The sequence below is a fragment of the Pseudomonas sp. WS 5051 genome, from assembly GCF_012985715.1.
Lineage (GTDB): Bacteria > Pseudomonadota > Gammaproteobacteria > Pseudomonadales > Pseudomonadaceae > Aquipseudomonas > Aquipseudomonas bubulae.
The window spans coordinates 355,233-378,604 of record NZ_JAAQWV010000004.1 but is presented as its reverse complement, the minus strand read 5'-3'; the positions used below and the strand labels follow the sequence as shown (position 1 = coordinate 378,604).

The window sequence follows — 23,372 nt, the reverse complement described above, 5'->3', positions numbered from 1 at the left end:
CACAACGATCAGTGCAAGGTTGCGATCACCGCCCAAACCGGCACAAAGCCCATTGGCAGCCACACGGCCAGTCGCGGCCGATACGGCAACAGCATCAGCAGGCTAAAACCGCTTAACGAGATCATGCCAAACCAGCCCACCGGCCCCATCGCCCAGCCCCAGGCCAACCCGCAAAACCAGAAACTCAGCCCCAGGCTTAGCCAACCGGCAACCCGTAGCACACGGCGCAAGCGGGCCGCAGGCGGCTTTCCCCACACCTGTTTGTAATGACGCTCCAACCCCTGGCACAAGGTAAGCATGCCGATGTAAGCGAACGCCAGTGCAGCAAAATAATCAGCCAGCATCTCAATTTACCTCGGCCATGACGGCGGTTTTTTTACGTGGCACCCGCTCAACCGCCGGTTGCGAGACTTTCCAGCAGGCCCACAGCAACAAAGCGCCCAGGGCCATAGCAGTCAGCTCGACGCCCATGCTGCTGTGCAGTGCCCAAGGCCGGTTGACGGTGAAGACACTCAACAACGGCAAGGCCAGGCACAACCCTCCCGCCAACCCGAGTTGCTCGCGCCAGGCCTGCATGCGCGGGCGCAGCAAGGCATGGGCAAAGCTCAACGCCCACATGCCGAAGAACACATTCAATTCAGCATCCGCCCGTTCGGTCATCCCCGACGGCAACAGCCGGTTGCCCCACAACAGGCTGATGCAGGCCAGGCTCAAGCCCGCCATAACGGTGACGTTAATCGCTTCGACCAGACGGTAGAGCACCTGGGCGACGCGACTTTCACTGGCGTATTTGCGCCGCCGCTTGACGGTGAACAGCACCAGCCCGCTGGCGATCATGGCGCTGCTGATCAGCCCGCAAATAAAGTACAGCCAGCGCATCGGGTAACCGCCGAACTGGGCAAAGTGCAGCCCGGAAATCACCCGATGGGTCAGCACCGTGGGGCGCATCTCTGTGGGGCCGGCCAATTGCTCGCCGGTGACGCCGTCAAAGCGCATGCCCTGGCCCTTGGTCAGGGCAATGCGATTGCCCAGGATCGGACGAATCTGGATTTCGGCATTGCTCATGCCGGGGTTGCTGATGCTGATCCCGCCCAACGGCCCCATGACAGCCCGGGCCTGGCTCAGCAACGGCCCCAGGGCCACCAGCGGTGCAGGCTCTGCGGTTGCCGGGCGCTGTACGGCAACGCTGGCCGGCGCCTTGTCCTGTGCCTTGAAAAAGGCCTCGCGGTCACCATCGAACAATGCATCCATGGCCGCCGGCATATAGATCACCAGAAAAATCGCCAGCCCGGTGTAGGTGATCATCAAGTGAAAAGGCAGCAACAGCACGGCACTGGCGTTGTGCGCGTCAAGCCACGAGCGCTGGCCTTTGGCGGGACGAAAGGTGAAGAATTCCTTGAAGAACTTCTTGTGGATCACGATGCCGCTGACCAAAGCCGCGAGCATGCCCATGGCCAGCGCACCCACCAGGTAAATGCCGATCATGCGCGGCATGTGCAGGGTGAAGTGGAACAGAAAGAAAAACCGCCCTCCTACCGTTTCGCGAACCGGCATCACCTCGCCGGTATCCGGGTCCAGGGTCACCGACACGCCATCACGGCGCCCGCCGGTGGAGGCCTGCAATTGCGGCGAGCGCTCATAGGGCAGGCTGATACCCCACTGTTTTGCGTCAGCCTTGTGCGTCTGCAAGTAGCTCAGTGCGCGTTGCGCGGCCTGCTCATCGGTCAGGTGGTGGGCCGGCAGCTCGGGGGTCATCCAGTTGTCGATCTCCTGATCGAACACGGCCAGGCTGCCGGTCAAAAAGATCACGAACAACAACCAGCCGACGATCAGGCCACCCCAGGTGTGCAGCCAGGCCATGGATTGGGTCAGGGTCTGTTTCATCCCAGTCGCTCCAGCAGTTGCGGCCAAAAACCGATGGCGGCCAGGGGCACGGCGAGCACCGCGCCCATCCAGGCCGACCACTGGTGGCGGGCAGCAAATGCCCACAAAATGGCGAAGGTGTAGATCACAAACGACAGCAGGCTGGCGACGATCATCGCGTCTACATTGTCCAGCGGCAGCAGCCGCGCCAATGCCGCAGTAAAGGCATAGGTAAAGACATAACCACCAACCAGTGCTGCCAGTGTGCGAGACACGATCGGCGCCCAGGCCGACGTTGCAAGTTTCATGTGTTCAATCCTCTATCGAGCTCCGGTTTTTGCCTGCGCCAGATGCGACAACGGCGCGACACCCGTTTTCACGGATGTCGCGCCTGCATGGGCCGCGGTGTTGTCAGAACGAACTGGTCACAGACGCAAAGTACGCACGGCCTGCCTCGTTGTAGGTTTGCGCGCCCGCCTCGTCCGAGTTGCCCTTGCGGTACAGTTGCTTGTCGAACAGGTTGTTGATGCCCACCCGCACACTGAAGTTTTTGTTGAACTCATAGCCGCTGCTCAAGCCCACCAGACCATAAGGATCGACGGGCTGCTGCACCGACTTGTCCAGTGCTTCATTGGCGCGGTTGTTGCGCTTGGGCGCTTCCTGCTTGCCGTAGTAAGTCCCGCTGACCTGGAACGACAGTTTTTCGGTGGCGTACCAGTCGAGCATGGTGTTGACGGTGTACTTGGGAATGATGCTCAGCGGGTCGCCGGTTTCCTTGTCCTTGCTTTCGATCATGTAGGTCAGGTTGGTGTTCCAGTCCAGATCCTCACGCAAGCTGACAAACAGGTTGCCTTCCACCCCCTGGACGATGGCCTTGCCGCTGTTTTCCCATTGCAGCACGCGACGGCCGTTGGGCAGGCGGAATGCCGATTCGTTGCTGGCATTGATCTTGTTCTGGTAGTCGTTGCGGAAATAGGTGGCACTGGTGCGCCAGGTGCCCTTGTCGAACGCCAGACCGATCTCTTTGTTGACGCTGATTTCCGGTTTGAGATCCGGGTTACCCACCAGGTAGCAGCCACCGATATTCACTTCAACCGAGCTGCAGCCACCACCGCGGCTGTACAGCAGGTAGTTGGGGTTGGACTGGTACAGGTTCGGGGTCTTGTAGGCCCGGGCAATACCGCCCTTGATGCTCAACTCATCGGTGAGCTGATGCGAGGCGTTGAGGCTCGGGCTCCAGTTGCCGCCAAATTCGCTGTGGTGATCGAAACGCACGCCGGGAGTAACGATGGTTTTGGCGCCGACTTCGATATTGTCTTCGACGTAGAACGCATAGCTGTTGGCCGTGGTTTTGGTTTGTGTACGGTCCGTACCCGGCAGGCCGGGTGTGCCGTCAGCCCCCGGATCCCAGCTTTGCGGACGCAACGAGCCCGGGTCATTGAGCGACTCGTAGAGGTATTCACCACCCAGAGTCAGTACCTGGGCGGTGCCCATGTTCAGCGGCAGATTGACCTCACCTGTAGCGCGGGTATTGCGCAGGCGCGATTCAAAACTGCCGGCGCTGGCAGAAGGTGCACCTTCACCATAACCGGCCAGGCCTTCGTTGAGGCGCGCGTTGCGGGTCAGGTCGTGGGTCAGCGAGGCCGAAGTCGAGCCCCAGTCAAACGAACCATTGTGGGTAGCCGAAAAGGTGCTCCGCTGTAGCACGCTGGTCTCTTTGCCGGTCAGGCTGTTGACGAAGTCACCCCCGCTGTTGAGCATGGTGTCGCCGGCAAAAATATTGCCCTGGCGGCTGTAACTGGCTTCCAGGTCCAGGCTCTGCTCAGGGGTGAATTGCCAGCTGAGCAGGCCGTTGATGTCTTTGTTGCGCACGCCTTCGCGGCCCGCCACGACGCTGTCGGGGGAGGCCTGGGCAGCGGTATTGATGCCCGGATCGTCAGCATCGGTCTTGTTCAGGCCGCCATACACACGAAACACCAGATCATCCGTGATCGGCCCGCTGAGGTTGAAGTTGGTGCGTTTGCTGACACCTTCGGCGTCGTCTTCCGGCGCCAGGTAATAGGCGGTCAACGAGCCTTTGAGCTTGTCCGATGGACGCTTGGTGATGATATTGACCACCCCGCCCATTGCCCCTGAACCGTAGCGCGCCGCTGCCGGGCCGCGCAGGATCTCGATGCGCTCGACTTCTTCGGCCGGTACCCAGTTGGTTTCGCCGCGGGTATCACGGTCGCCGCTCCAGCCATAGCGCTGGGCGTTGCGCGAAGAAGACGGCTTGCCGTCGATGAGGATCAGGGTGTTTTCCGGGCCCATGCCACGCAGGTCGATCTGCCGGTTATTGCCGCGGGCGCCGCTGGAACTGTTACCGGTGAGGTTGACCCCGGGTTCGCGACGAATGATGTCGGACAGGTCATTGGCCGGCGGGCGTTTCTTGATGTCTTCGGCGGTGATGATCGACACGCCGGGTGCCTGCTTCAGCTCCTGGGCAGCAGTGCCCAATACACGGGTTTCTTCGAGTTGCAACGCCTGGCGGGTGCCATCCACCGGCAAATCGGTGGCCTCTACCGGTACTTCGTCACGCTCACGCTCAAGTGCGTCGGCAAGCAGGGTGGGCGAAGCCAGAGCGGCCATGAGAGCCAGTGAAAGATGACTGCGGTTGAATCGAGACGACATGTCCAGTTGATCCCTTAACAATGGAGTGTGCTCAGCAGGCCAAAGGCTGGTAATTGCTGACGCACGACCTCGAAAGGACCTACGTGTTTAGCTTTCCCCGGCACTGCCAGGGCTGCGATGATAGGGACTCTCATTTGAGAGTAAAGCGCAAATGACATCAATACTCATTTGGAAGCTCCGCAACCCCTTTGTTTCAGAGCCTTTTCCTACATAAAATAATTAATACAAAATGTAACAATGCCTTTGGATCAAGAAATCCCCCTGCCCTGTACAATCCTTCATCCTACTTTTTTGAGCCTTATCGCCATGACTGACGAACTGCACATCACTGACCTGTTACCCGGCGACGGTAAAGCCGTGGTCAAAGGTGCCCTGATTACCACGCACTACACCGGCTGGCTCGAAGACGGCACGGTATTCGACTCTTCATATCAGCGCGGCAAGCCGTTCCAGTGCGTGATCGGCACCGGGCGAGTGATCAAGGGCTGGGACATCGGCCTGATGGGCATGCAGGTCGGCGGCAAGCGCGCACTGCAGGTACCCGCGCACCTGGCCTATGGTGAAAGAAGCATGGGCGCGCATATCACACCGAACTCCAACCTGCGGTTTGAGATCGAACTGCTGGAAGTGCTTACACGCGACGATTGAGCGCGACTGCAGGTTGCGCACTAATAGGGAGTTAAACGCTGGTGAATCGATTTTTCAGGTATTGTTTACCGATTATTCCGCTAATGGTACTGGCAGGTTGCAGCAGTCCGAGCACACAAACACTGCCAAGCCGGACTCCCGACCAGACCCGCGCCCGCATTGTGCAACTGCTACCGGCCAAAGTTGCAGACCGCACCGGCTGGGCAACTGATATCCAGGTCGCATTCACTGCCCAAGGCCTGGCGGCCACCGATGAAAACCTCTGTTCCGTGCTGGCTGTGACCGAGCAGGAATCGACCTTTCAGGCCGACCCGCCGGTACCGGGGCTGGGCAAGATCGCCCGCAGCGAAATCAACCGCCGCGCCGGCAAGCTGCATATCCCCGAATTTGTAGTGCGCAGTGCCTTGAGCATCACTTCGCCCGACGGTAAAACCTACAACCAACGCCTGGATGCGGCCCGCACCGAGGGCCAGTTGAGCGCCATTTTTGATGATTTCATCGGCATGGTGCCACTGGGCAAAAGCTTGTTTGGCGGCTTGAACCCGGTGCATACCGGCGGGCCAATGCAGGTCAGCATCGCTTTTGCCGAAAAGCGTGCACGGGACTACCCCTACCCGGTAGCCCACTCGATCCGCCAGGAAGTCTTCACCCGCCGCGGTGGCATGTATTTCGGCATCGCCCATCTGCTCGGTTACCCGGTGGACTACAACCAGTCGCTGTACCGTTTTGCCGACTTCAACGCGGGCTGGTACGCCAGCCGCAATGCCGCTTTTCAGAATGCCGTCAGCCGTGCATCTGGCATACCGCTGGCACTGGATGGCGACCTGACTATTCCGGGCTCTTACGCGGTTGGCTCCACCGAGCGGGCTGTACGCGCCCTGGGCAAGCAACTGGGCCTGAGCCATAACGCTATCCGCCGTCAGCTTGAAAAAGGCGACAGCCTGGACTTCAACGAAACCGACCTGTACCAGGACGTGTTCGCCCTCGCCGACCGCCAGCAAGGCAAGCCGCTGCCCCGTGCGGTATTACCGGGCATCACCCTGCAAAGCCCGAAAATCACCCGCAACCTGACCACCGCCTGGTTTGCCCAGCGGGTTGATGAACGCCGCCAGCGTTGCATCAGCCGGGCAGCGGCCAGCCGTTGATTTTCTGTGGGAGCGAGCCTGCTCGCGAGGGTATCGACACGATCTACCTCACAGACCGTGTCGTCAGTATCGCGAGCAGGCTCGCTGCCACAAAGAGAGGTGCGCAGGCCTGCGAGCAAACGCACAGCTAAAATGCTACAAATTATGTAGCCAGCGCATGCAGGCCTTGTAGTCCCTTGGGCAGGCTGCGATAAGCTGCGCCGCAAGTTCAATCAACAGTCATCAGGAATAATTGATATGTGCGTGGTTTTTGCATGAAATGGCTCAAAGGCATCATTCTGGGAGTCATCCTGCTGGCAGTTGGCGCCGTGGGGCTGGGGCTGTTTTACTTTCTGCCCCAGCACGATGTGGTGATGGTCACGGGGGTTGAGGTCAAGCGCATGGATCACAACGGTGTGATCAGCGCAGAAAACCCGGCTGACGGCCCGACCCGGGATGTGTATTTCATCAACACTGAAGACCCGGTGACCAAGGAGGTCATGGTTTATCGCAACGAAGACACCGGCTGGTCCTTCCCCTGGTATTTCAAGTTCGACTCTGCCGATATCCAGGCCAAGGCCCAGGGTTACTCCCGCGATGCCAACCAGCTGGCGCTGATCCGCTACTACGGCTGGCGTATCAAGATCTTCTCAGTATTTCCCAATATCACCGCGATCGAAGCCACCAACAGCCGGGATGAGCCTTTCCCCTGGTTCAACACGGTGTTCTTCAGCGTGCTGGCACTGCTCTTGATCGTGATTGCCGTCTTTATCAAGCGTCGCGTCAAACGTCGCCCGCAAATGCCGGTCAATTGATCGCTGCGCCCCTGCGGGGGCGCATTCCAGGGGCCGTGAATCGGTCACCCGCGACACCCTCCCCTACGGCCACACCGGCAGTCCTTGACCTCAAGGTTTGCCGGTAGCAACAGCCAACTCGTCTGACACCTCACCATCGGCCTCGCGCTCATGCTCCAGCACCGCCTGGGCCAGGTCTTCGGTGACGCGCATCTCGACCCCGACGGCCGACATTTGTGCCGCCGCGGTAAAGGGTGCAGCGGTCACTGGCTCCGAGCCCTTGGCACGACGCCAGGCAAACAGCAGCACCAGGCCCAGGTTCAGCGCGGCCAGGGCCCAGAATAGCCCGGCTTCACCGACCCGGGTCATCAGCGGCGAAATCACCAGCGGGCTGATGGCACAGCCCAGGGAGTTGATCAGCAACAGGCCCTGGATCATGCTCACAATCGCCCCCGACGATGCCCGATCCGCCGCATGGCTGACCGCCACCGGGTAAATCGCGAAGATACCGCCCCCCAGCAGAAAAAACGCCACTACCAGTAACGGCGAACCCGCTGGCAGCATCAGGATGATCAATGACAGCACTGCGCAGGCAGCGCCCAGCACGATCAATACCAGATGCCGGTCCTGATGGTCCGACCAGCGCCCGACCGGGTACTGCAACAGCATGGCGCCAAGAATCACCCAGGCCATCATATGCCCGACCTCGGTCACGTCCAGGCCGATACGTTGCAGGTACAAGGGCAGCAACGCATACACCGCGGCAATGGCAATACCCGAACCAAAACAGCCAATCACCCCGGTGGGCGTGGCACGCAGCAACTGCAAGGGCATCAGCGGTTCTGCGCGTTCAACAATCGGGGTTGCCCGCGGCAACATGACAATGGGCAACAACGATAGCGAGGCCAATATGGCGGCGATCATAAAGGGCACCGTGTCACCGGTCAGGGCAATGGCGCCCAGGTTGACCTGCCCCAGCAACCCCGCACCGTAGAGGGCAATCATGTACAGGGCCAGCAGGCGCCCGCGAATCTTGGGGTCGGCGGCCATCAACAACCAGCTTTCCACCACCAGGAATACGCCGACGCTGGCCCAACCGTTGACCAGGCGCAGGACAAACCATGTCCAGGGCTCGGATGACATGCCCTGGAACAGGATCGAGGTGGCAATCAATGCCGCGAAGCAGCTGTAGGCGCGGATATGACCGATGCGTACGATCAGCCGGTCATTGAAGATCGAGCCCAGGGTCAGCCCGATAAAATACGCCGAAGACACGATACCGACCATGGTCGCCGACTGGCCCATTGTGTCCAGGCGCAGGGTAGTCAGCGAGGCAAGCATGCCGTTGCCGATACTGATGATAAACAGCCCAAGTAACGGCGCCAGCGCCATCGCCAGCAATTGGACAGACATGATTGACTCAAGACCTCATTGATCAATGGATAACCCGCTCGGGCAAAAGCACAGCGGCACCTGCCGGCAAAGGCCGGGGCGAGACAGAAAAACCGGGGTGTGTGATTGTGCATCCTCGACGCCACGGACGTGGCCGGCGAGTGACAGGCAGGGCTCAAGACAAGCATCGACCAGGCAGAATCAGGGCGCGCATAGTAGCCGCAGACAGGTACAAGTTGAAGAGCGCGGCCCGGGATTTGTCAGGCCATTTTGACGCAGGTACCCTCCCCCTTGTTACCCGGCTCTGGAACCGTGCCTTTTTATCCGGTACATGTCGCCATCGGCATGGCTGAGCAACGTATCGGCATCCTCTCCGTCCACGGGGTAAAAGGCCATGCCAATACTGCAGGATGGCATTTTGATCCCGCCGAATTCAGCCCCGAGCGGCTCGGCCATCGCCGCAGTAATCTGTTCGATCTTCCAGGCCACGTCGTCCGCGGACTGGATATCGGTCAACAGCACGGTGAACTCATCACCGCCCATGCGCGCCACCGTGTCCGATTCGCGCACACAACGGTGCAGGCGTTGCGCAGCCATGCACAACACGCGATCGCCCATGGCATGCCCATAGACATCATTGATGTCCTTGAAGTCATTCATATCCACAAACAGCAGGGCCAGGGTGCCTTGGCGCCGGTGTGCTGCACGCAGGGCAGATTCCAGGCGGTCATTGAACAGCGAGCGGTTAGTCAGTTTGGTCAGCGGGTCGTGATGGGCCAGAAAACGCAATTCGTCCTCGGCCGCCCTCAAGGCTGTCACGTCCCGCGCAACCCCGATCCGCGCACCGACATCCTCAGACCAGAAGGCAGCCCAGAGGATATGCACGACAGCGCCATCCTTGCGCACATAACGGTTGCGAAAATCGACATGAGCCTGGCCATTCATCACCCGAACAATGGAGGCCCGTGAAATCGCCAGGTCTTCAGGGTGTATATAGTCCGTGATCAAGGTCCCCGTAAGCTCGTCGGCACGGTAGCCGAGCAGGGTCTGGCAGGCATCACTGACAAAGGCAATCCGGTTGTCCCTGTCGACCACAAAAACCGTGTCCAGCATCAGGTGGATCAGTTTGGGATAGAGCGCCTGCAGGTCAACGGCCATAGCTCAGGGTGTCCGATTTGAAAATCGCCTTGATCATAGCCTGATAGCAAAGCAATGGCCAAATTACCATTTTATGTGGCATTTTTGGCGTCAAAATCCGGACGTCCGCCTCTCTAACAGTGACACCCAACGGATTGCATCGAGGTGCTAAAGTCAGCATTTGCTCAAACACAGGGACGACCCATGACAGGGCGATATCAAGGAAGCTGCCTGTGTGCAGCGGTCCGTTATGAACTGCTCACAACGCCAAAAGCAGTGAGTCATTGCCATTGCGGACAGTGCCGCAAAGGCCATGGCGCAGCATTCGCCTCCTATGCCAGCATTGCGCGCAGCGCATTGCGGATAGTCCAAGGGGCGGACAAGATTACGGCCTACTCTTCTTCGCCGTCAGTGCTGCGCGAGTTCTGCTCTCAGTGCGGTTCGACCCTGTTCTGGTCACGCAGCGAAGGTGAATTTGCCGACTGGATTTCCATAGCACTGGGCACGCTCGACAGCCCCTTTGTGACGCAAAAGCAAACACACCTTTACCTCGACTCGCCTGTGCACTGGGTTTGACCCTCGCCCTATGGGAGAGGGTCAGGGCGAGGGGCTTTCAACCCCTTCGCCTTGTTATCAGCCCTTGGCCGCCATGGCCGTCACTTCAACCTGCATCCCCGCAACGGCCAGCTCGGCCACGCCCACAGCTGCCCGCACCGGCCAAGGCTTGGCAAAAAATCGCTTGTACACTTCATTGAACGCTGCCCGATCAGCCATATCGGTCAGGTAAATGGTCAGGTGCAACACCCGCTCCATCGAGCTGCCCGCCTTCTCCAGCGCCAGCTTGAGCGCCTGCAATGTGCACTCGCTCTGCTCGACAATCCCGCCCAGTTCCAGGCTGCCATCCGCACGGGTTGGAATCTGCGTCGAAACCAGCAAACCCGCAAAGCCGGCAACATCCGAAGAGATGGAGTCCGCATCAGGATCGGGGATGAAAGTCAGGTCGTGTTGCGACATAAGTGATCACTCGCTTGAGTTAAAACACCCATTGTCCAACGTCCGCTCGCGCCGTGCGCGTCTTTTTGCGCAGCAGCACATTGTCGTGCTTGGCTAAAACTGCCCGTGATCCATTACCATGCGCTTCGCCATGACGTCGTTGCATAGCCTGGAGTGCTCTGTGGAAATCAAACACCTGCGATCATTTGTGACCCTGGCCGAAGAGCTGCACTTCGGCCGCGCCGCGCAACGGCTGTCCATCGTGCAACCGGCCCTGAGCATGCAGATCAAAATGCTTGAAGAAGAGCTGGGGGTGCGTTTGTTCGAGCGTAACCGGCACTCGGTGGCACTGACCGAAGTGGGCACTCTCTTCCTGCCCGAAGCCAGGGCCACGCTCTACCAGTCGGCCCATGCCGCGGATGTGGCCAGGGCGTGCGGGCGCGGCGAAATCGGCCGGGTACGCTTTGGTTTTGTGTCCTCGGTACTGCCCCAATTGCTGCCAAGGCTGATCCGCTCGCTGCATGCCCGCTTCCCGCGCATCGAACTGGAACTCAAGGACATGCCGGGCCCGGATCAGGCCGTGGCACTGAAAAACGGCCAGCTTGATTTCGGACTGATGCGTCTGCCAGCCACCATCCCGGGCATCCAGACCCGCGAAGTGCTGCAGGAAAGCTTTATTGTCGCCCTGCCCGGCGACCATCCGCTGGTGGCCTGCACCAGCCTGCACCCAACCGACCTGAGCCAACTGCCGGTGTTTATCCTGGCCCGGCGCTACGCCCCCGGTTTTTACGATGAAGTGATGCAGGCGCTCACCCACCGGGGCGCGCATCTGCAAAATGCTACCGAGCTGGGCGAGTTCACCACCATGCTTGCGCTGGTCTCTGCTGGGTTGGGGGTCGGTTTGCTGCCGGCCAATGCCGGGCGCGCATTACCCGCCAATGTCATCTCCAGGCCGCTGGAACTGCAGGGCTACCGGGCAACGACCGGGCTGGCATGGACCGAGCTCAACAGCGCAGTGAAAAGCACCGTGTTCAGCTTGCTGGATGAGCTCTTTGCGCCGGGTCAGCAGCCCGTTGAGCACTGAGCAAAACCAGCATCTCCTTGCCCGCCATGATCAGCTCAGGGCACGCAGCATTGACCTGGCAGGACACGATCAGGCCCTCGCCGATCAGCAGTAACTGCATGGCTGCCACGCGCGGATTCATATAGCCCGCTTGCGCACATATTTCCTCAAGATAGGCCTGAAGGGCCTGCTTGTGCTGGTGCGCCAGCCTGTGCGGCTGCTCTGACAGACTGGCATATTCAGCGGATGCATTGATAAAGGCACAGCCGTAAAAATCCGCTTCCTGAACCCAGGATGCTATGAAATCAAGGTAGCCAGCCGGGCGCTGTGAGACCGCAACCGCATCCACTGCCGCTCGCACTTTCGCCATGAACTCGTTGTGGCGGAGTTCCAGAGCTGCCTCGACCAGATGGTCCTTGCTGGAAAAATGCCGGTACAGCGTCTTCTTGGTAACGCCTGCCTCCTGGCTCAACTGCTCCACCCCGGTGGCGTGAAAACCCTGTCGATAGAACAGGCGCAGCGCGGCGCGGGTGATTGCATCAGACGTACTCATGGGTACTGGCCTCCTGTGGAATGCAACACAGTGTATACCGATCGGTTGACTTGCAGGTATACCGATCGGTATCCTTTTGTCACATCCCCCGTCGCGAGTACTCCCATGTCTGCACGTCGCCTGCTCATATCCGGTGCGCCAGCCGCACCCTCCCTGCGTTTTACGCTGACATCGTTTATGGGTGCAGTCATCGCCATTGGTGCTACTGGCTGGCTGAGCAACCTGTCAGGCACTCCATGGCTTATGGCTTCAATGGGGGCCAGTTGCGTATTGGCCTTTGGCGTCCCCGACTCGCCGCTGGCTCAACCACGCAGCATCATCGGCGGGCATGTCATATCCACCCTGGTCGGACTGATTATTTTGCATACCCTGGGCAATTCGTGGTGGGCCTGCGCATTGGCCGTCGGGCTGGCTCTGGTTGCCATGCAACAGTCCCGTACCCTGCATGCCCCGGCAGGGGTCAACCCGATTGTGGTGCTGATGACAGGCGCGCCGCTGTCTTTTCTGCTGACCCCGGTGCTGGCGGGCTCCATCGTGATCGTGGTGGTTGCCTGGTGCCTGAATAACACACGCCACCGCGGCAGTTACCCCAAGTACTGGTGGTAGTGCGCTGCCTGCAACACCAAAGTAAATGATAAACATTCCTGCTGCTGATACGATTCAGCCCCGCTGCCGAGTCTGAAACGCGCGTCATAGACGTTTCAACCCACGCACTGAACAGCGAAGCATCAACAACTTCGCACCGTTTATTGCCCGGTTCTCGGCAGCGCGTTCAGTTATCTGCCGTCATTGGTGTGGAGTGTTACGGATGTTGCAAAGGAAGCATGGATTCAAACGGGCAGGCTTTGTGCCACTGGGTGTATGTACCGGCCTGGTGATCAGTTGCACGGTGCTTGCGGGTGAAAACGCGCCCATGCAACTGCCCAGTATTCAGGTCGACGGCGTGCAATCTGCCGAAGACGATACGGACTACCGTGCGGGCTACAGCTCGACGGCTGACAAGACTGAAACGCCCTTTCTGCAGCAGTCGCAAGTGGTCGATACAGTGACCCGCCAGCAACTCAAGGATCAAGCACCGCAAACCCTCGAAGACGTAATCAAGTTCATGCCCGGGGTGGTGGTCAGCAATAACTTCGGCGGCACCCAGGACAGTTTTATCAAGCGCGGATTCGGTAATTCCGATGATGGCGGCGTATTGCGCGATGGTGTACGCATGCCCATCGGCCGCAACTTTCAACGTGTCACCACCGAGCGCGTGGAGATGCTCAAGGGCCCTGCTTCACTGCTCTACGGCATGCAGGAACCCGGCGGAGTGATCAACGTGATCACGAAAAAACCGCAGTACCAATGGAACAGCACACTGGGCGGCACCCTGAGCGATCAGGGCGGTGGCGATGGCTGGTTCGATGTCACCGGGCCGCTGGGTGACAGCGGGTTCGCCTTTCGATTGATCGGGCAAAACCGCGACGAGGATTACTGGCGCAACTTTGGTCAGAACAAGTCGAAACTGGTCGCCCCTTCGCTGTCCTACGAGTCTGACGATCTGTCGTTTCTCGCCGCTTATGAATACAACGACTACAGCAATACCCTGGACCGTGGCGCGCTGTTCTACAACGGCCATCATGTGGGCAGCCGCGACAAACGCCTGGACGAAAAATGGACCCGCGCCCAAGGCCAGCGCCAGTCGCTCAACACCACCACCGAGTACCGCCTCGACCCCACTTCAAGGGTGCGCCTGACCACGGGCTGGGTGTATGACCATTACAACGACTACCAGGCCGACCCCAGTGAATATCGCCCGGCAACAGGCGAGCTGACCCGGCGGTTTCGTCGTAACGTGGGCGCCAACCGGGAGAACGCTTACCTGTCGCTGGACTGGATTGGTAACAAGACCTGGCTCGGTATCGATCACGACCTGGTCACGGGTGTCGACTATGAAACCCGCCGCGAAGCCAACGGCGACTTCCTGCAAAGCAGCAATGTCGGCGGTTTCTACCCGGCCGATCCGCAGTATGGCCTGCTGCCGCCGGTGGGTAAGGTGAACCCGTCCAACACCAACGGCAAAAGCCATATCAAGGGCCAGTCGCTGTACGTCAAAGACACTATCCACCTGGGCGAAAAATGGATTCTGGCCCCGGGCCTGCGCTATCAGCATTATTCGATCGACTCTGGCGCGGGCCTGGACTTCAAGCAAACCACCGATGAGGGCGAATCCAGGCTTTTGCCCTTCCTGGGGCTGGTGTATCAGATGCGTGACGACCTCTCGCTGTATGGCAACTACAGCCAGTCATTCGCACCCAATGAGATGGAAACCGGCACCACGTTCGAAGGCACCTACAAGTCTGAAACCGGCCGCCAGTACGAAGTCGGCATGAAGTATGACAACGGCGACTGGACCAGCCAGCTGGCGGTGTACGACATCCTGAAAAAGAACGTACAACAGAACACCGGCGAGCTCGACGCGTTCGGCAATATGATCCAGCGCATTGCCGGTGAAGTGCAGTCAAACGGTCTGGAATGGAGCATGAGCGGACGCCTGAACGCGCAGTGGAGCGTCATCGCCAACTACGCCTACACCGATGCACGGATCAAAAAGGACACCCGGCAAACCGAGGGCAACCGCCTGTTCAACGTGGCCCGTCATGTGGGCGGGGCTTACCTGACCTATGAAGTACCGGCCGATATTTTCGCCGGCCGCTTGCGCCTGGGCTCCGGGGCCCGTTATGTGGGCAAGCGCGCAGGGGATATCAGCAACTCTTTCGAGCTGCCGGACTACACCACGGTGGATGCTTTTGCATCCTGGAAGACCAGCCATCTGCTGGGCAAGGAAACCTCACTGCAGCTCAACGCCAGCAACCTGACCGATCGCAGCTACTTTGTGGCTTCGGGCGGCAACACCCGGCGTGTGAGTTGGGGAGAAGGAAGGACGCTGCGCCTGACTGGAGAAGTCAGCTTCTAGCCTGACAGGCAGGCGCGCTCGCGCCTGCCCCTTGGCCCGGAGTTAAGGCCGGGCGGCCGTCACCTCGATCTCTACCAGGTAGTTGGGGTTGGCCAGGCCGGCTACCTGGAACGCCGAGCGGGTTGGCAGCTTGGGCTGGGCCTGGGTGCCGAAGAACTGGGTATAGCCCTTCATAAATCCGGCGAAGTCCATTTTGCCGGTTTCCGGCGTGCCCACCAGATACACCTGCATCTTGATCACATCGCCCATGCTCAGGCCCAGGCTTTTGAGGGTAGCCTCGATATTTTTCAGCACGTTGACCGTCTGCACTTCGGTGTCGCCATAGGCCGCCAGGGTCTTGGGATCGGCCTTGCTGTCGGCAATAGGCGGCACCACGCCACTGAGGTTGACCACGGTGACACCCGGTGGAATTTCCACGGCCAGAGAGATCGGGAAGTCCGAGTTGGGCAGCTTGTGACGGATCACTTCTGCGGCGTTGACCTGGGTAGTCATCAGGCCGGCCAGCACCGAGGTCAACACAAAAGCGGGGATCAATTTTTTAGACATTTTTGTATTCCTTGAGGGTCATGAAAAAAGCGCGCAGTCCATGGTTGCTTGTCAGCGTCGGGTGACCGCCTGAACATCCTCCACTGTCACGGAGTCAGCATAGTGATTGCCAAAATGAGTCCGTACATAGTTGACCACCGAGGCTATCTGCTGGTCATCCATGTACTTCTTGAAACCCGGCATACCGCCCTGCCCTGATGTCACCATATACACCGGGTACACCTTGGCCCCCAGTTTCTGGTTGGCAGCCAGCGCCGGGTAGGCCCCCGCCCCGTGGGAGCCCTGGCCTTCAGCCATATGGCAGCCCTGGCAGACCTGATTGAACAGAGCTTCGCCGCTGGCCTGATCGAACTTGCCGGAGGTGGACAGCATGGGTGCATCTTCAGCAAGCGCAGTGGCACTGACCAGCAGGCCTGCCAGGGTAGCGGTGGTTAAAGTCATTCTCATGGCTAACTCCTGGCTCAGGCCGCTTTCGCGCTGGCAATAATATGGGTATGCAGACGCTTGATCGCATCCTGGGAGGACAGGATCGCGCCCTCCATCCAGGCCGGGATATAGGAAGCATGCTCACCGGCAAGGACGATGCGACCGTCAATCTGGCACAGATTCTTGTAATGCTGCTGGCGGGTTTCAGGGGTCCACAGGCCATAGCAACCGTTGGTCCAGGGCACGCGGTGCCAGCCGACGGCAATGCCGTTTTCGAACTCTGCCGGGTATTGGGGGTGGACCTGGGCACCGTACTCAACGGCTTTCTGCACGCGCATTTGCGGGCTCATGGCAGTGAACTCATAAGCGTTCGGCCCCCAGATATAGGCACCGAGCAATACGCCCTTGCCCTGCTTGCCATAGTCGGTGCTCGGGTAGCTGATTTTGCTGATCGGCGTATCGGTGTAACTGATGCCGCCGTAGATATGCTCATCCTGCTCCCAAAAACGGCGCTTGAATTGCAGTCCGACCTTGATCGAAGACTCGTAAGGCACGGCGCGGATCGCGCTCATCATCGGTGCACTGACATCAACCGGCAGTTGCCCGAGGATCGACAGCGGCAATGTGCACACGCACCAGTCGGCCTGCTCCTGTTGTGCCCCGCCGCTACCGTCGCTGTTTTGATAGGTCACGGTCACGCCTTTGTCGTTTTGCTGGATGCGCGTGACCTTGGCGTTGTAATGGATCAGGTCATTGACCTGCTTCTGGAAGGCCTGGGCAATCATGTCCATACCGCCTACGGGCTGGAAAATGCTGCTCTGGAATTCATATTCCTGGCCGCTGGCGATGCTTTGCCACAGATTCGAATCCAGCAGCGCCTTGCAGTCGATCGGCTCGGACGCCACCGCCTCGGGCATCAGGCCACCACCATCGTCCACGGCAAAACCACGGCGCATGCTGGTCTCCAAGGATTTTTTGTAGGCGTTGCTGGCATCCAGCGCACCCCATTTGCGCATCACTTCCAGCAGGCGTTCGCGGTCTTCCCGGGTCAGTGCCTGATCCAGGCCGTGCTGATTGACGGCCTTGCTCAACAACTCGGCCACATGCCCCTGAAAGTCCGCCTGCACTTCACGATAACGCTGCGGCTTGCCGCCAAACGCCTTGGTGGAGTGCACCATTGCGTTGTAGTTGACCTGAATAAAGGGCTCCAGTGCGACGCCGAATTTGTGGCAGTAGTCGAGCACCGCATGGTGGTGATACGGGATGCGCCAAGGGCCGGGGTTGAGGTACAGACCCTTGTCGAATTCGCAATGCTGGGTAGCGCCGCCCAGCTCGGTGAAGCGGTCACCGCCACGCAACGTCCAGCAACGCCCACCGGGTTTGGCATTGAACTCCAGCACCTTGACCTGGTAGCCGGCCTTGCGCAGTTCGTAGGCGGCGGTCATGCCGGCCAGCCCGGCCCCAAGGATCAGTACGCGGGTGCCTTTCGGTGCGCCGCTCAAGGCGAAGTCACGCTGGTAATTTGATTCTGCGGCAAAGCCCAATGAGCTCATCGCCTGATACATCGCAGCGGCGCCTGCTGTCACGCCGATCCAGTTGAGTACTTTGCGTCGGCTCACAACCATTGCTTTCTCTTGCATGACCAGTCCTTTGCATCGAAGGGAAATACGCAGGCAATGACTGACGAACAACCCGGCATGCGGCATCGCCCGACCACAGAAATGTCTGCGCCCGGTGATGTCCCAGAGCAAGCGCTATGCCATGAATTAACGAAGGGAGAAAAAACCGCAACCAGAGAAAAGATTGCAAAACAGATACGGCCAAATGCTTCTACTTAGGTCAGGCAGGTCTGTTTTTGGTGCAAAGCGGATGCGCCAGTATTGGGCAGCTCAGGTGGCTGTGTACCTCATGGGCGCATCGCTGCCGGGTCGGGGCAACGCCTCAGGCATGCGGCGTCGGATAGAGCAGCAGTACCAGCCACCCGGCGACATAGAGCCCCAGGCCAAACGTCAGATGGGTGATCAGGGTTCGGCGCCTTGCCACGTAGGGAGCCGCCGTCTTCGATGCAGCGATGCCGAAGCCGAAGGCGGGCTGCAAGATAAAAAACGGTGCCGCCATACTGATCAAGCCAGCGGCCAATGCAGGCATCAGCGTGGGATGGAACAACCACTCCACACCCGTGAGTACAACCAGCAGCAACGCGAAGACAATGCCCGTCAGGTAATGAAAAACCCAGCCGATCAGACGCTCATGCCTGACACGCGGCGCAGCCACAATCGAGGTATGCTGAAACTGCCCCTGGCGCATGAGGCCCAGCCAACGACCGACGAGCCCATAGTCAAGGGACGGGATACCAAAGACCCGTGCACGAATTAAAGCGCCTGCGTCCATGATCAAGGTGGCCCCCACGCCAACCAACAGAATACGCAGTACCATCTCACTTGTTTGCATGTTGTACCCTCTGCATTAAGCCTGTTTTGTCGGCCTGGTCAGAGCAGTCTGCAAGTTCAAGTCGACTTGAGGTCAAGCATGAAAGAAATGGAGATCGGTGAAGTGGCACGGCGCTGCGGCCTGCCGCCCTCAACCCTGCGCTACTACGAAGAAAAAGGGCTGATCCGCTCGACAGGCCGTCGGGGCCTGAGCCGTGTGTTCAGTGCGGATGTACTTCAGTGCCTGTCGTTGATCGCACTGGGGCAGTGTTCGGGGTTTTCACTGGACGATATCGCCGCCATGCTGAAGGCGGACGGTCAGCCTGAAATTGATCACCAGCGCCTGGCAGAAAAGGCTGACGAACTTGATCGCACCATCCAGCGCTTGAGTACAATTCGCGACGAGCTCAGGCGAGCAGCAGCCTGCCCCGCTCCCCGTCATATTGAATGCCCTGCCTTTCAGAAAAAACTGGCCGCTGTCAGGCCACGCAGCCTCGACAGGAAAAAACCGGGACGCAGTCAAGCTCCCACGGACAAAAGTCAGAACACCCCATGAATGGCGTTAACAGCCCTGCCCTGTGCGGCTGATAGTGCATCATCGTGGATTTCAGACTGCAAACCAAATTGGCCAGCCAGTGCTTTACGCCCCTTGGGCGTCACTGCAAGCGCCCGGCTGTCGAGGTCCTGGACTACCCATTTGCGGCTCAGGGCCATCTGCAGAAAAGCGCCGCCAAGAGCACCGGCAAGATTGCACTGCGGCGCACCGGGCAACTGAGCATCTCCCTGGTGGCGGCAGAACATGACGAAATCCTCGGCCATGTCGCCATTTCCCCTGTCAGCATTTCGTCCGGGGTAACCGGATGGTATGGCCTGGGGCCGATCAGTGTAAGGCCTGACCGTCAGGGCAAGGGCATCGGTTCGGCATTGATGTGGGCCGCACTGCAACAGCTGCGGCAACAGGGCGCAGCGGGTTGCGTTGTGCTGGGCGACCCTGCCTATTACGGCCGCTTCGGGTTTAAAGCCCACCCCGGCCTTGAGTTGCCCGACGTTCCCCCTGAATACTTCCAGGCCCTGTCCTTTACTGGCGAGCTGCCTGTCGGGGTAGTGAAATACGCTGCGGCGTTTGATGCACGCGAGTAAGTGACCGGGCGTGGTGGGCATTGTTGTTCATTCAAACGATTTCTGCCTTTGTGGGAGCGGGCTTGCTCGCGATGGTCGTCAACGATGACGCGTATTAGCTGAGTAAATGCGGCGCCATGAAGAACATCGCGAGCAAGCCCGCTCCCATACTTGAGCAGCATTGCGGGCGTGGTGGGCATTGCTGCGTTAGCTCTGATTACTTACCGGGCAGCAATGCGATCATCCGGTCAAAGGCCGCCAACGGGTACCTGTCATTACGTGGTTGCGCAACGGGCATTTTTGCAGGAAAGCCCACGTGCACACTGCCGGGCAGCACGTGCTCGATCGCTGCGTACCAGGTCAGTAACGCCTGCTGCAGCCGTACATGCAGCTCGAAATTGCTTCTGCGCCGAGTGGAGTCTGCACGGGCTCGCTGCCGTGCCAGTTGCGGGTCTATGCGCCCGACAATGTAAGCGTCTGCAAAGCCGATACGCCCCTGTGCGACAGTGTCACGGGTGGCGTCCAGTTCTGTTTGCCAGTCGTTTGTGCTGGCTTCATCGATCTGCCAGAGGCACCACAGGTAGTGAAGCTTGAGCGGGTCGCTGTCGCACACCGCCCATGGAGCCCTGGCTTCCATGGCCAGCGCGGCCTGCCATCGATCGACGTTACGCTCGGCCCAGAAAACTGCGGCTGCGACGGGATCACTGGCACGCTCCGGCACACCGTCAAGACGGCCGTGCTCAGCAATCACATGCGGCCCTCCATGCCGGGTGCACCACGTGGTTTTACCGCTGGCGCTGATGCCTTCAACCACCAAAATCATTGATATGGCTACTCCGGCCACAATAGGGGCTCAGGCAGGAAACTGTTGATCAGACCCGGGATAACCCGGAGCTCAGGTTGGACTCAATAACTGAAAAGCCTGTTCCGCGCCTGCTCCACTGGCTACACGCAAGTACATACAGGGGCCCCGGCTGGCTTGAGCCGCATGAGACTTGCCGACGGATGCCTGAAAAATTTACACACTTTTACTCAAGTCCTTATATCACCCGCTAATGGCTATTTGCTATTGTTTTGGATCCAATCATGGAGGCGTAAAAACATGGACAGGGCCAAGGTATCCAAACGCGGCTGGGCGTGGGCGTACCGGAAACTACGCGACTTGCACTGTTCACGGCTATCGTCGTTTTACAGAGCAACCCTGTATGCGGTTCGCGGTGATAGCGGCACTTTTCGCTGCGACCTGACCAGGCAGAAAATCCGCCTGCATCGATAATAAGCGCCGCTCCCATACGTTGAAGAGGATCATCCTGTTTGAGCTAACCTGGCTTGAACTGCCCTGCTGTCTTCCTGTCTTTGCCCTGCTTGCTGGCGTTGCATTCAATGCTGGAGCGCCCGGGTATGTCCATACGTACTGACGCCTTCAGAGCGACCGAAAGCTGAAAGCTCGTACATCTGCATGACGAAAATCTTGCTTTGGTTAGGAATGTGCAACATTTTTTGTCAGAATGAATTATGCATAATAATTCTCATTCACAGGTCTGCCCCTCCATGCAATTCGCCTCTGCTTCCCATATGCCCATCCGTATTCTGGCTATTGAGGATGATCCGGTGCTTGCCGCCGACCTGGATAGCCATCTGGGCCAGCGGGGCTTTTCGGTCACGTTGCGTCACGACGCAGACGACATTCTGCATCTGGTGCGCTCCGAGGGTTTCGATTTGATCCTGATGGACATCATGTTACCCGGCAGCAGTGGCCTGGAGGTGCTCGCCCAAGTGCGCCAGTGCCAGCGTGTCCCGGTCATCCTGATGTCGGCGCTGGGTGCCGAGCAGGACCGGATAACCGGTTTCAGCCAGGGCGCGGACGATTACTTGCCCAAGCCATTCAGCATGCAGGAGATGGATGTACGCATCGATGCCATTCTGAGGCGCGTGGCCTACGAGCACGAGGCCCAGGTAAAAGTGCGCAGCGATTCGCAACTGGAACTTGATCAGCAGGCCATGGATGTTTGCCGCAACGGCCGCTGGGCCGATCTGACCAACACCGAATTCCGGGTACTGGAAATCCTCATTCAGCATCCCGGCGAGGTGTTGAGCAAAGCCTTTCTGTACCAACAGGTCATGCATCGGGCGCACTCACAACATGACCGCAGCCTGGACATGCATGTCAGTCGGGTTCGTCGCAAATTGCAGGCCATCGGTTACAGCGCCGGGCGCGTCGAGACCATACGCGGCATGGGGTATGTGCTGGCGCCGTTGCAGTCATGAGGCTGCCGAACCGGCACTCGCTGCTGTGGCAACTGGTCGGCGTGCTCGCGCTTTTGTGCATGCTGGTGATCAGTTTGCAGGCCGACCTGAGCAAGCGTCTCAAGGATGCCACCGCCCTCCTCTCCGAACCGGCCAAGCAGAGCCATATCGCTTATGCACAACAGGCCGAAACGGCGTGGCGGGAACGCGGCACGCAAGGCGTTGACGAGTTCCTGCACAGCTTGCGCAAACAGGAACGGGTGTGGGCCGCCGTCGTCGATGAGCACCAGCAATCATTGTCTTCGCAGCCTCTGGATGAACATGAGCGTCGTAAGCTCGACTTTGTCCGTCCGCTTCACTGGACCGTAGGACGGCCAAACGGCTGGCCAACGTTCTATGTGCCTTTCAGCGACGACAAAGCGCGTCTGGTCATGGAGCTGCCGCATCGTTTCAACCCGCGTGAGCACTTGCGGGTGTGGGAGGTGCTGCTGCAATGGGTACTGCCGGCGGGCTTGGCGCTGCTGCTCGGCTTCCTGCTCTACCGTGTGTTGATCGCCCCCGTGGTGACCCTGCGCCGCCAGGCGGCAGCATTGAGCTCGGGCAACCTGTCGGCCCGCGCAGGGCCGCAGGTGGCTCGGCGGCGCGACGAGCTGGGCGACCTGGGGCGAACCTTCGATCACATGGCCGAGCGCCTGGAAAACACCCTGGCGCTGCAGCGTCGGCTGATGCGTGACTTGTCCCATGAGTTGCGTACGCCGTTGAGCCGACTGCGCGTGACCGGTGAACGTGAACCGGACATGGATGCCATGCGCCAGCGCCTCGAACGTTAGGTACAGAGCATGGACCGATTGATCGGCGATACGCTGGAGCTGGTGTGGCTGGACACCGAGCGCCCCGCCCTGGCGCTGGAGCCGGTGGAGCTGGACCAGCTATGGGAGGTGTTAAGTGGCGACGCCAGCTTCGAGAGCGGTTGGCCGATCGAGCGTCTGCGCTGTGATTTGCCCCCTGACTGTCGCGTCATGGGTAACCTGAACAGCCTGGCGCAGGCGCTGGAAAACATCTTGCGCAACGCCATCCGCCATTCACCGCAACACGGCGCAGTCACATTCACCGGTGTCAGCAAGGGCGCCTATTGGTACGTGTGGATCGAAGACCAGGGGCCCGGCGTCGCTCCCGACAAGCTCGAACAGATTTTTCAGCCCTTCACCCGACTCAACGCCGCACGCCCCGGCGGCAGTGGCTTCGGCCTCGGTTTGTCGATTGCGCGCAGCGTCGTGCAATTGCAGGGCGGCGAAATCTGGGCAGAAAACACTGACAGTGGATTGCGCATAAATCTGAAATTGCAAATGTATAAAATGTAAATAAGATTTACTCACGTTTGCGAATCACTTCTATTAGCGCCGCCCATG

At 59.4% G+C, this 23,372-nt stretch carries 23 protein-coding genes and 2 pseudogenes; 11 read left to right on the top strand and 14 right to left on the bottom strand.

The genetic code is table 11. The features are described from left to right. Nucleotides 1–8: 8 nt before the first annotated feature. The 4 genes from HBN79_RS08975 to HBN79_RS08960 all read right to left on the bottom strand — a co-directional run bounded on the left by HBN79_RS08975 (nucleotide 9) and on the right by HBN79_RS08960 (nucleotide 4,533). Nucleotides 9–344, bottom strand: a complete 336-nt coding sequence (locus tag HBN79_RS08975) for a DUF3325 domain-containing protein (RefSeq protein ID WP_095002851.1) — start codon at nucleotides 342–344, stop codon at nucleotides 9–11. 1 nt (nucleotide 345) lies between these two features. Next, entirely contained in the window at nucleotides 346–1,884 is a 1,539-nt protein-coding gene (locus tag HBN79_RS08970) for a PepSY-associated TM helix domain-containing protein (protein ID WP_095018630.1), read from the bottom strand. Next, nucleotides 1,881–2,171 carry an iron transporter gene (locus HBN79_RS08965; RefSeq protein WP_095002853.1) on the bottom strand — a complete coding sequence of 97 codons (291 nt, stop codon included), beginning with the start codon at nucleotides 2,169–2,171 and terminating at the stop codon, nucleotides 1,881–1,883. Before HBN79_RS08965 ends, HBN79_RS08970 begins: the two co-directional genes overlap by 4 nt. Before the next feature lie 103 nt (nucleotides 2,172–2,274). Beyond that, nucleotides 2,275–4,533, bottom strand: coding sequence for a FepA family TonB-dependent siderophore receptor (locus HBN79_RS08960; RefSeq protein WP_095020720.1), 2,259 nt, complete (start codon nucleotides 4,531–4,533; stop codon nucleotides 2,275–2,277). A gap of 306 nt (nucleotides 4,534–4,839) precedes the next feature. On the opposite strand from HBN79_RS08960, the gene HBN79_RS08955 reads away from it, so the two are divergent. The 3 genes from HBN79_RS08955 (at nucleotide 4,840) to HBN79_RS08945 (ending at nucleotide 7,120) form a co-directional block, all read left to right on the top strand. After that, complete coding sequence (locus HBN79_RS08955) at nucleotides 4,840–5,181, top strand: FKBP-type peptidyl-prolyl cis-trans isomerase (protein WP_169916573.1); 342 nt, start codon at nucleotides 4,840–4,842, stop codon at nucleotides 5,179–5,181. A gap of 83 nt (nucleotides 5,182–5,264) precedes the next feature. Beyond that, entirely contained in the window at nucleotides 5,265–6,326 is a 1,062-nt protein-coding gene (locus HBN79_RS08950) for a DUF1615 domain-containing protein (RefSeq protein ID WP_169916636.1), read from the top strand. A 254-nt stretch (nucleotides 6,327–6,580) separates the two neighbouring features. After that, complete coding sequence (locus HBN79_RS08945) at nucleotides 6,581–7,120, top strand: DUF1523 family protein (protein WP_095002857.1); 540 nt, start codon at nucleotides 6,581–6,583, stop codon at nucleotides 7,118–7,120. Nucleotides 7,121–7,210: 90 nt separating this feature from the next. On the opposite strand, the gene HBN79_RS08940 is transcribed toward HBN79_RS08945, so the two are convergent. Further along, nucleotides 7,211–8,512 (bottom strand): MFS transporter, encoded by a 1,302-nt coding sequence (locus HBN79_RS08940; RefSeq protein WP_095002858.1) that lies wholly within the window; start codon nucleotides 8,510–8,512, stop codon nucleotides 7,211–7,213. Between the two features lie 273 nt (nucleotides 8,513–8,785). Then, nucleotides 8,786–9,649 carry a sensor domain-containing diguanylate cyclase gene (locus HBN79_RS08935; RefSeq protein ID WP_095018626.1) on the bottom strand — a complete coding sequence of 288 codons (864 nt, stop codon included), beginning with the start codon at nucleotides 9,647–9,649 and terminating at the stop codon, nucleotides 8,786–8,788. A 183-nt stretch (nucleotides 9,650–9,832) separates the two neighbouring features. On the opposite strand from HBN79_RS08935, the gene HBN79_RS08930 reads away from it, so the two are divergent. Next, nucleotides 9,833–10,204 carry a GFA family protein gene (locus HBN79_RS08930; RefSeq protein ID WP_169916572.1) on the top strand — a complete coding sequence of 124 codons (372 nt, stop codon included), beginning with the start codon at nucleotides 9,833–9,835 and terminating at the stop codon, nucleotides 10,202–10,204. A 57-nt stretch (nucleotides 10,205–10,261) separates the two neighbouring features. Here the strand turns inward: HBN79_RS08930 and HBN79_RS08925 are convergent, their stop codons facing one another. Then, nucleotides 10,262–10,642: a RidA family protein gene (locus tag HBN79_RS08925; RefSeq protein ID WP_169916571.1), complete on the bottom strand. Its 381-nt coding sequence runs from the start codon at nucleotides 10,640–10,642 to the stop codon at nucleotides 10,262–10,264. Between the two features lie 160 nt (nucleotides 10,643–10,802). On the opposite strand from HBN79_RS08925, the gene HBN79_RS08920 reads away from it, so the two are divergent. Further along, the gene (locus tag HBN79_RS08920; RefSeq protein ID WP_095020727.1) at nucleotides 10,803–11,705 is read left to right on the top strand and encodes a LysR family transcriptional regulator; all 903 of its coding nucleotides are present in this window, start codon (nucleotides 10,803–10,805) and stop codon (nucleotides 11,703–11,705) included. Here the strand turns inward: HBN79_RS08920 and HBN79_RS08915 are convergent. Beyond that, nucleotides 11,653–12,237 carry a TetR/AcrR family transcriptional regulator gene (locus HBN79_RS08915; RefSeq protein ID WP_169916570.1) on the bottom strand — a complete coding sequence of 195 codons (585 nt, stop codon included), beginning with the start codon at nucleotides 12,235–12,237 and terminating at the stop codon, nucleotides 11,653–11,655. The two genes, HBN79_RS08920 and HBN79_RS08915, sit on opposite strands and share 53 nt — an antisense overlap. Before the next feature lie 105 nt (nucleotides 12,238–12,342). Between HBN79_RS08915 and HBN79_RS08910 the strand changes: the two genes are divergently transcribed. Both HBN79_RS08910 and HBN79_RS08905 read left to right on the top strand, forming a co-directional pair. After that, nucleotides 12,343–12,843 carry an HPP family protein gene (locus tag HBN79_RS08910; protein ID WP_169916569.1) on the top strand — a complete coding sequence of 167 codons (501 nt, stop codon included), beginning with the start codon at nucleotides 12,343–12,345 and terminating at the stop codon, nucleotides 12,841–12,843. Between the two features lie 202 nt (nucleotides 12,844–13,045). Then, nucleotides 13,046–15,196: a TonB-dependent receptor gene (locus HBN79_RS08905; protein ID WP_138738296.1), complete on the top strand. Its 2,151-nt coding sequence runs from the start codon at nucleotides 13,046–13,048 to the stop codon at nucleotides 15,194–15,196. 42 nt (nucleotides 15,197–15,238) lie between these two features. Here the strand turns inward: HBN79_RS08905 and HBN79_RS08900 are convergent, their stop codons facing one another. The 4 genes from HBN79_RS08900 to HBN79_RS08885 form a co-directional block, all read right to left on the bottom strand. Next, nucleotides 15,239–15,742: a RidA family protein gene (locus HBN79_RS08900; protein WP_095023727.1), complete on the bottom strand. Its 504-nt coding sequence runs from the start codon at nucleotides 15,740–15,742 to the stop codon at nucleotides 15,239–15,241. 51 nt (nucleotides 15,743–15,793) lie between these two features. Next, nucleotides 15,794–16,189, bottom strand: a complete 396-nt coding sequence (locus HBN79_RS08895) for a cytochrome c (RefSeq protein ID WP_238705514.1) — start codon at nucleotides 16,187–16,189, stop codon at nucleotides 15,794–15,796. 14 nt (nucleotides 16,190–16,203) lie between these two features. Continuing rightward, a complete protein-coding gene (locus HBN79_RS08890; protein ID WP_095020784.1) occupies nucleotides 16,204–17,733 on the bottom strand; it encodes a flavin monoamine oxidase family protein in 1,530 nt (509 codons plus the stop codon). 376 nt (nucleotides 17,734–18,109) lie between these two features. Continuing rightward, on the bottom strand, nucleotides 18,110–18,619 hold the full coding sequence (locus HBN79_RS08885) for a DUF2938 domain-containing protein (protein WP_095018622.1): 510 nt from the start codon (nucleotides 18,617–18,619) through the stop codon (nucleotides 18,110–18,112). A 78-nt stretch (nucleotides 18,620–18,697) separates the two neighbouring features. On the opposite strand from HBN79_RS08885, the gene HBN79_RS08880 reads away from it, so the two are divergent. Continuing rightward, nucleotides 18,698–19,153, top strand: a complete 456-nt coding sequence (locus HBN79_RS08880) for a helix-turn-helix domain-containing protein (RefSeq protein WP_095018621.1) — start codon at nucleotides 18,698–18,700, stop codon at nucleotides 19,151–19,153. Here the strand turns inward: HBN79_RS08880 and HBN79_RS23960 are convergent. Beyond that, nucleotides 19,138–19,353: pseudogene (locus HBN79_RS23960) on the bottom strand (hypothetical protein); the annotation flags it as partial. The gene HBN79_RS08880 and the pseudogene HBN79_RS23960 sit on opposite strands and share 16 nt — an antisense overlap. Here HBN79_RS23960 and HBN79_RS08875 point away from each other — a divergent pair. Beyond that, on the top strand, nucleotides 19,282–19,737 hold the full coding sequence (locus HBN79_RS08875) for an N-acetyltransferase (RefSeq protein WP_169916634.1): 456 nt from the start codon (nucleotides 19,282–19,284) through the stop codon (nucleotides 19,735–19,737). The pseudogene HBN79_RS23960 and the gene HBN79_RS08875 sit on opposite strands and share 72 nt — an antisense overlap. A gap of 196 nt (nucleotides 19,738–19,933) precedes the next feature. Here HBN79_RS08875 and HBN79_RS08870 read toward each other — a convergent pair whose 3' ends face one another. Next, entirely contained in the window at nucleotides 19,934–20,539 is a 606-nt protein-coding gene (locus HBN79_RS08870) for a hypothetical protein (RefSeq protein WP_095025364.1), read from the bottom strand. A gap of 728 nt (nucleotides 20,540–21,267) precedes the next feature. Between HBN79_RS08870 and HBN79_RS08865 the strand changes: the two genes are divergently transcribed. Both HBN79_RS08865 and HBN79_RS08860 read left to right on the top strand, forming a co-directional pair. After that, the gene (locus tag HBN79_RS08865) at nucleotides 21,268–21,984 is read left to right on the top strand and encodes a response regulator transcription factor (protein WP_095025363.1); all 717 of its coding nucleotides are present in this window, start codon (nucleotides 21,268–21,270) and stop codon (nucleotides 21,982–21,984) included. After that, nucleotides 21,981–23,324, top strand: a pseudogene (locus HBN79_RS08860) (histidine kinase sensor domain-containing protein). Before HBN79_RS08865 ends, HBN79_RS08860 begins: the two are co-directional and overlap by 4 nt. The last annotated feature ends 48 nt before the right edge of the window (nucleotides 23,325–23,372 follow it).

What these genes read in the sequence shown, in the direction of transcription:
- HBN79_RS08975 (WP_095002851.1), bottom strand. Translation starts at nt 344, where the DNA reads ATGCTGGCTGATTATTTTGCTGCACTGGCGTTCGCTTACATCGGCATG.
- HBN79_RS08970 (WP_095018630.1), bottom strand. Translation starts at nt 1,884, where the DNA reads ATGAAACAGACCCTGACCCAATCCATGGCCTGGCTGCACACCTGGGGT.
- HBN79_RS08965 (WP_095002853.1), bottom strand. Translation starts at nt 2,171, where the DNA reads ATGAAACTTGCAACGTCGGCCTGGGCGCCGATCGTGTCTCGCACACTG.
- HBN79_RS08960 (WP_095020720.1), bottom strand. Translation starts at nt 4,533, where the DNA reads ATGTCGTCTCGATTCAACCGCAGTCATCTTTCACTGGCTCTCATGGCC.
- HBN79_RS08955 (WP_169916573.1), top strand. Translation starts at nt 4,840, where the DNA reads ATGACTGACGAACTGCACATCACTGACCTGTTACCCGGCGACGGTAAA.
- HBN79_RS08950 (WP_169916636.1), top strand. Translation starts at nt 5,265, where the DNA reads ATGGTACTGGCAGGTTGCAGCAGTCCGAGCACACAAACACTGCCAAGC.
- HBN79_RS08945 (WP_095002857.1), top strand. Translation starts at nt 6,581, where the DNA reads ATGAAATGGCTCAAAGGCATCATTCTGGGAGTCATCCTGCTGGCAGTT.
- HBN79_RS08940 (WP_095002858.1), bottom strand. Translation starts at nt 8,512, where the DNA reads ATGTCTGTCCAATTGCTGGCGATGGCGCTGGCGCCGTTACTTGGGCTG.
- HBN79_RS08935 (WP_095018626.1), bottom strand. Translation starts at nt 9,649, where the DNA reads ATGGCCGTTGACCTGCAGGCGCTCTATCCCAAACTGATCCACCTGATG.
- HBN79_RS08930 (WP_169916572.1), top strand. Translation starts at nt 9,833, where the DNA reads ATGACAGGGCGATATCAAGGAAGCTGCCTGTGTGCAGCGGTCCGTTAT.
- HBN79_RS08925 (WP_169916571.1), bottom strand. Translation starts at nt 10,642, where the DNA reads ATGTCGCAACACGACCTGACTTTCATCCCCGATCCTGATGCGGACTCC.
- HBN79_RS08915 (WP_169916570.1), bottom strand. Translation starts at nt 12,237, where the DNA reads ATGAGTACGTCTGATGCAATCACCCGCGCCGCGCTGCGCCTGTTCTAT.
- HBN79_RS08910 (WP_169916569.1), top strand. Translation starts at nt 12,343, where the DNA reads ATGTCTGCACGTCGCCTGCTCATATCCGGTGCGCCAGCCGCACCCTCC.
- HBN79_RS08905 (WP_138738296.1), top strand. Translation starts at nt 13,046, where the DNA reads ATGTTGCAAAGGAAGCATGGATTCAAACGGGCAGGCTTTGTGCCACTG.
- HBN79_RS08900 (WP_095023727.1), bottom strand. Translation starts at nt 15,742, where the DNA reads ATGTCTAAAAAATTGATCCCCGCTTTTGTGTTGACCTCGGTGCTGGCC.
- HBN79_RS08895 (WP_238705514.1), bottom strand. Translation starts at nt 16,189, where the DNA reads ATGAGAATGACTTTAACCACCGCTACCCTGGCAGGCCTGCTGGTCAGT.
- HBN79_RS08890 (WP_095020784.1), bottom strand. Translation starts at nt 17,733, where the DNA reads ATGTATCAGGCGATGAGCTCATTGGGCTTTGCCGCAGAATCAAATTAC.
- HBN79_RS08885 (WP_095018622.1), bottom strand. Translation starts at nt 18,619, where the DNA reads ATGCAAACAAGTGAGATGGTACTGCGTATTCTGTTGGTTGGCGTGGGG.
- HBN79_RS08880 (WP_095018621.1), top strand. Translation starts at nt 18,698, where the DNA reads ATGAAAGAAATGGAGATCGGTGAAGTGGCACGGCGCTGCGGCCTGCCG.
- HBN79_RS08870 (WP_095025364.1), bottom strand. Translation starts at nt 20,539, where the DNA reads ATGATTTTGGTGGTTGAAGGCATCAGCGCCAGCGGTAAAACCACGTGG.
- HBN79_RS08865 (WP_095025363.1), top strand. Translation starts at nt 21,268, where the DNA reads ATGCAATTCGCCTCTGCTTCCCATATGCCCATCCGTATTCTGGCTATT.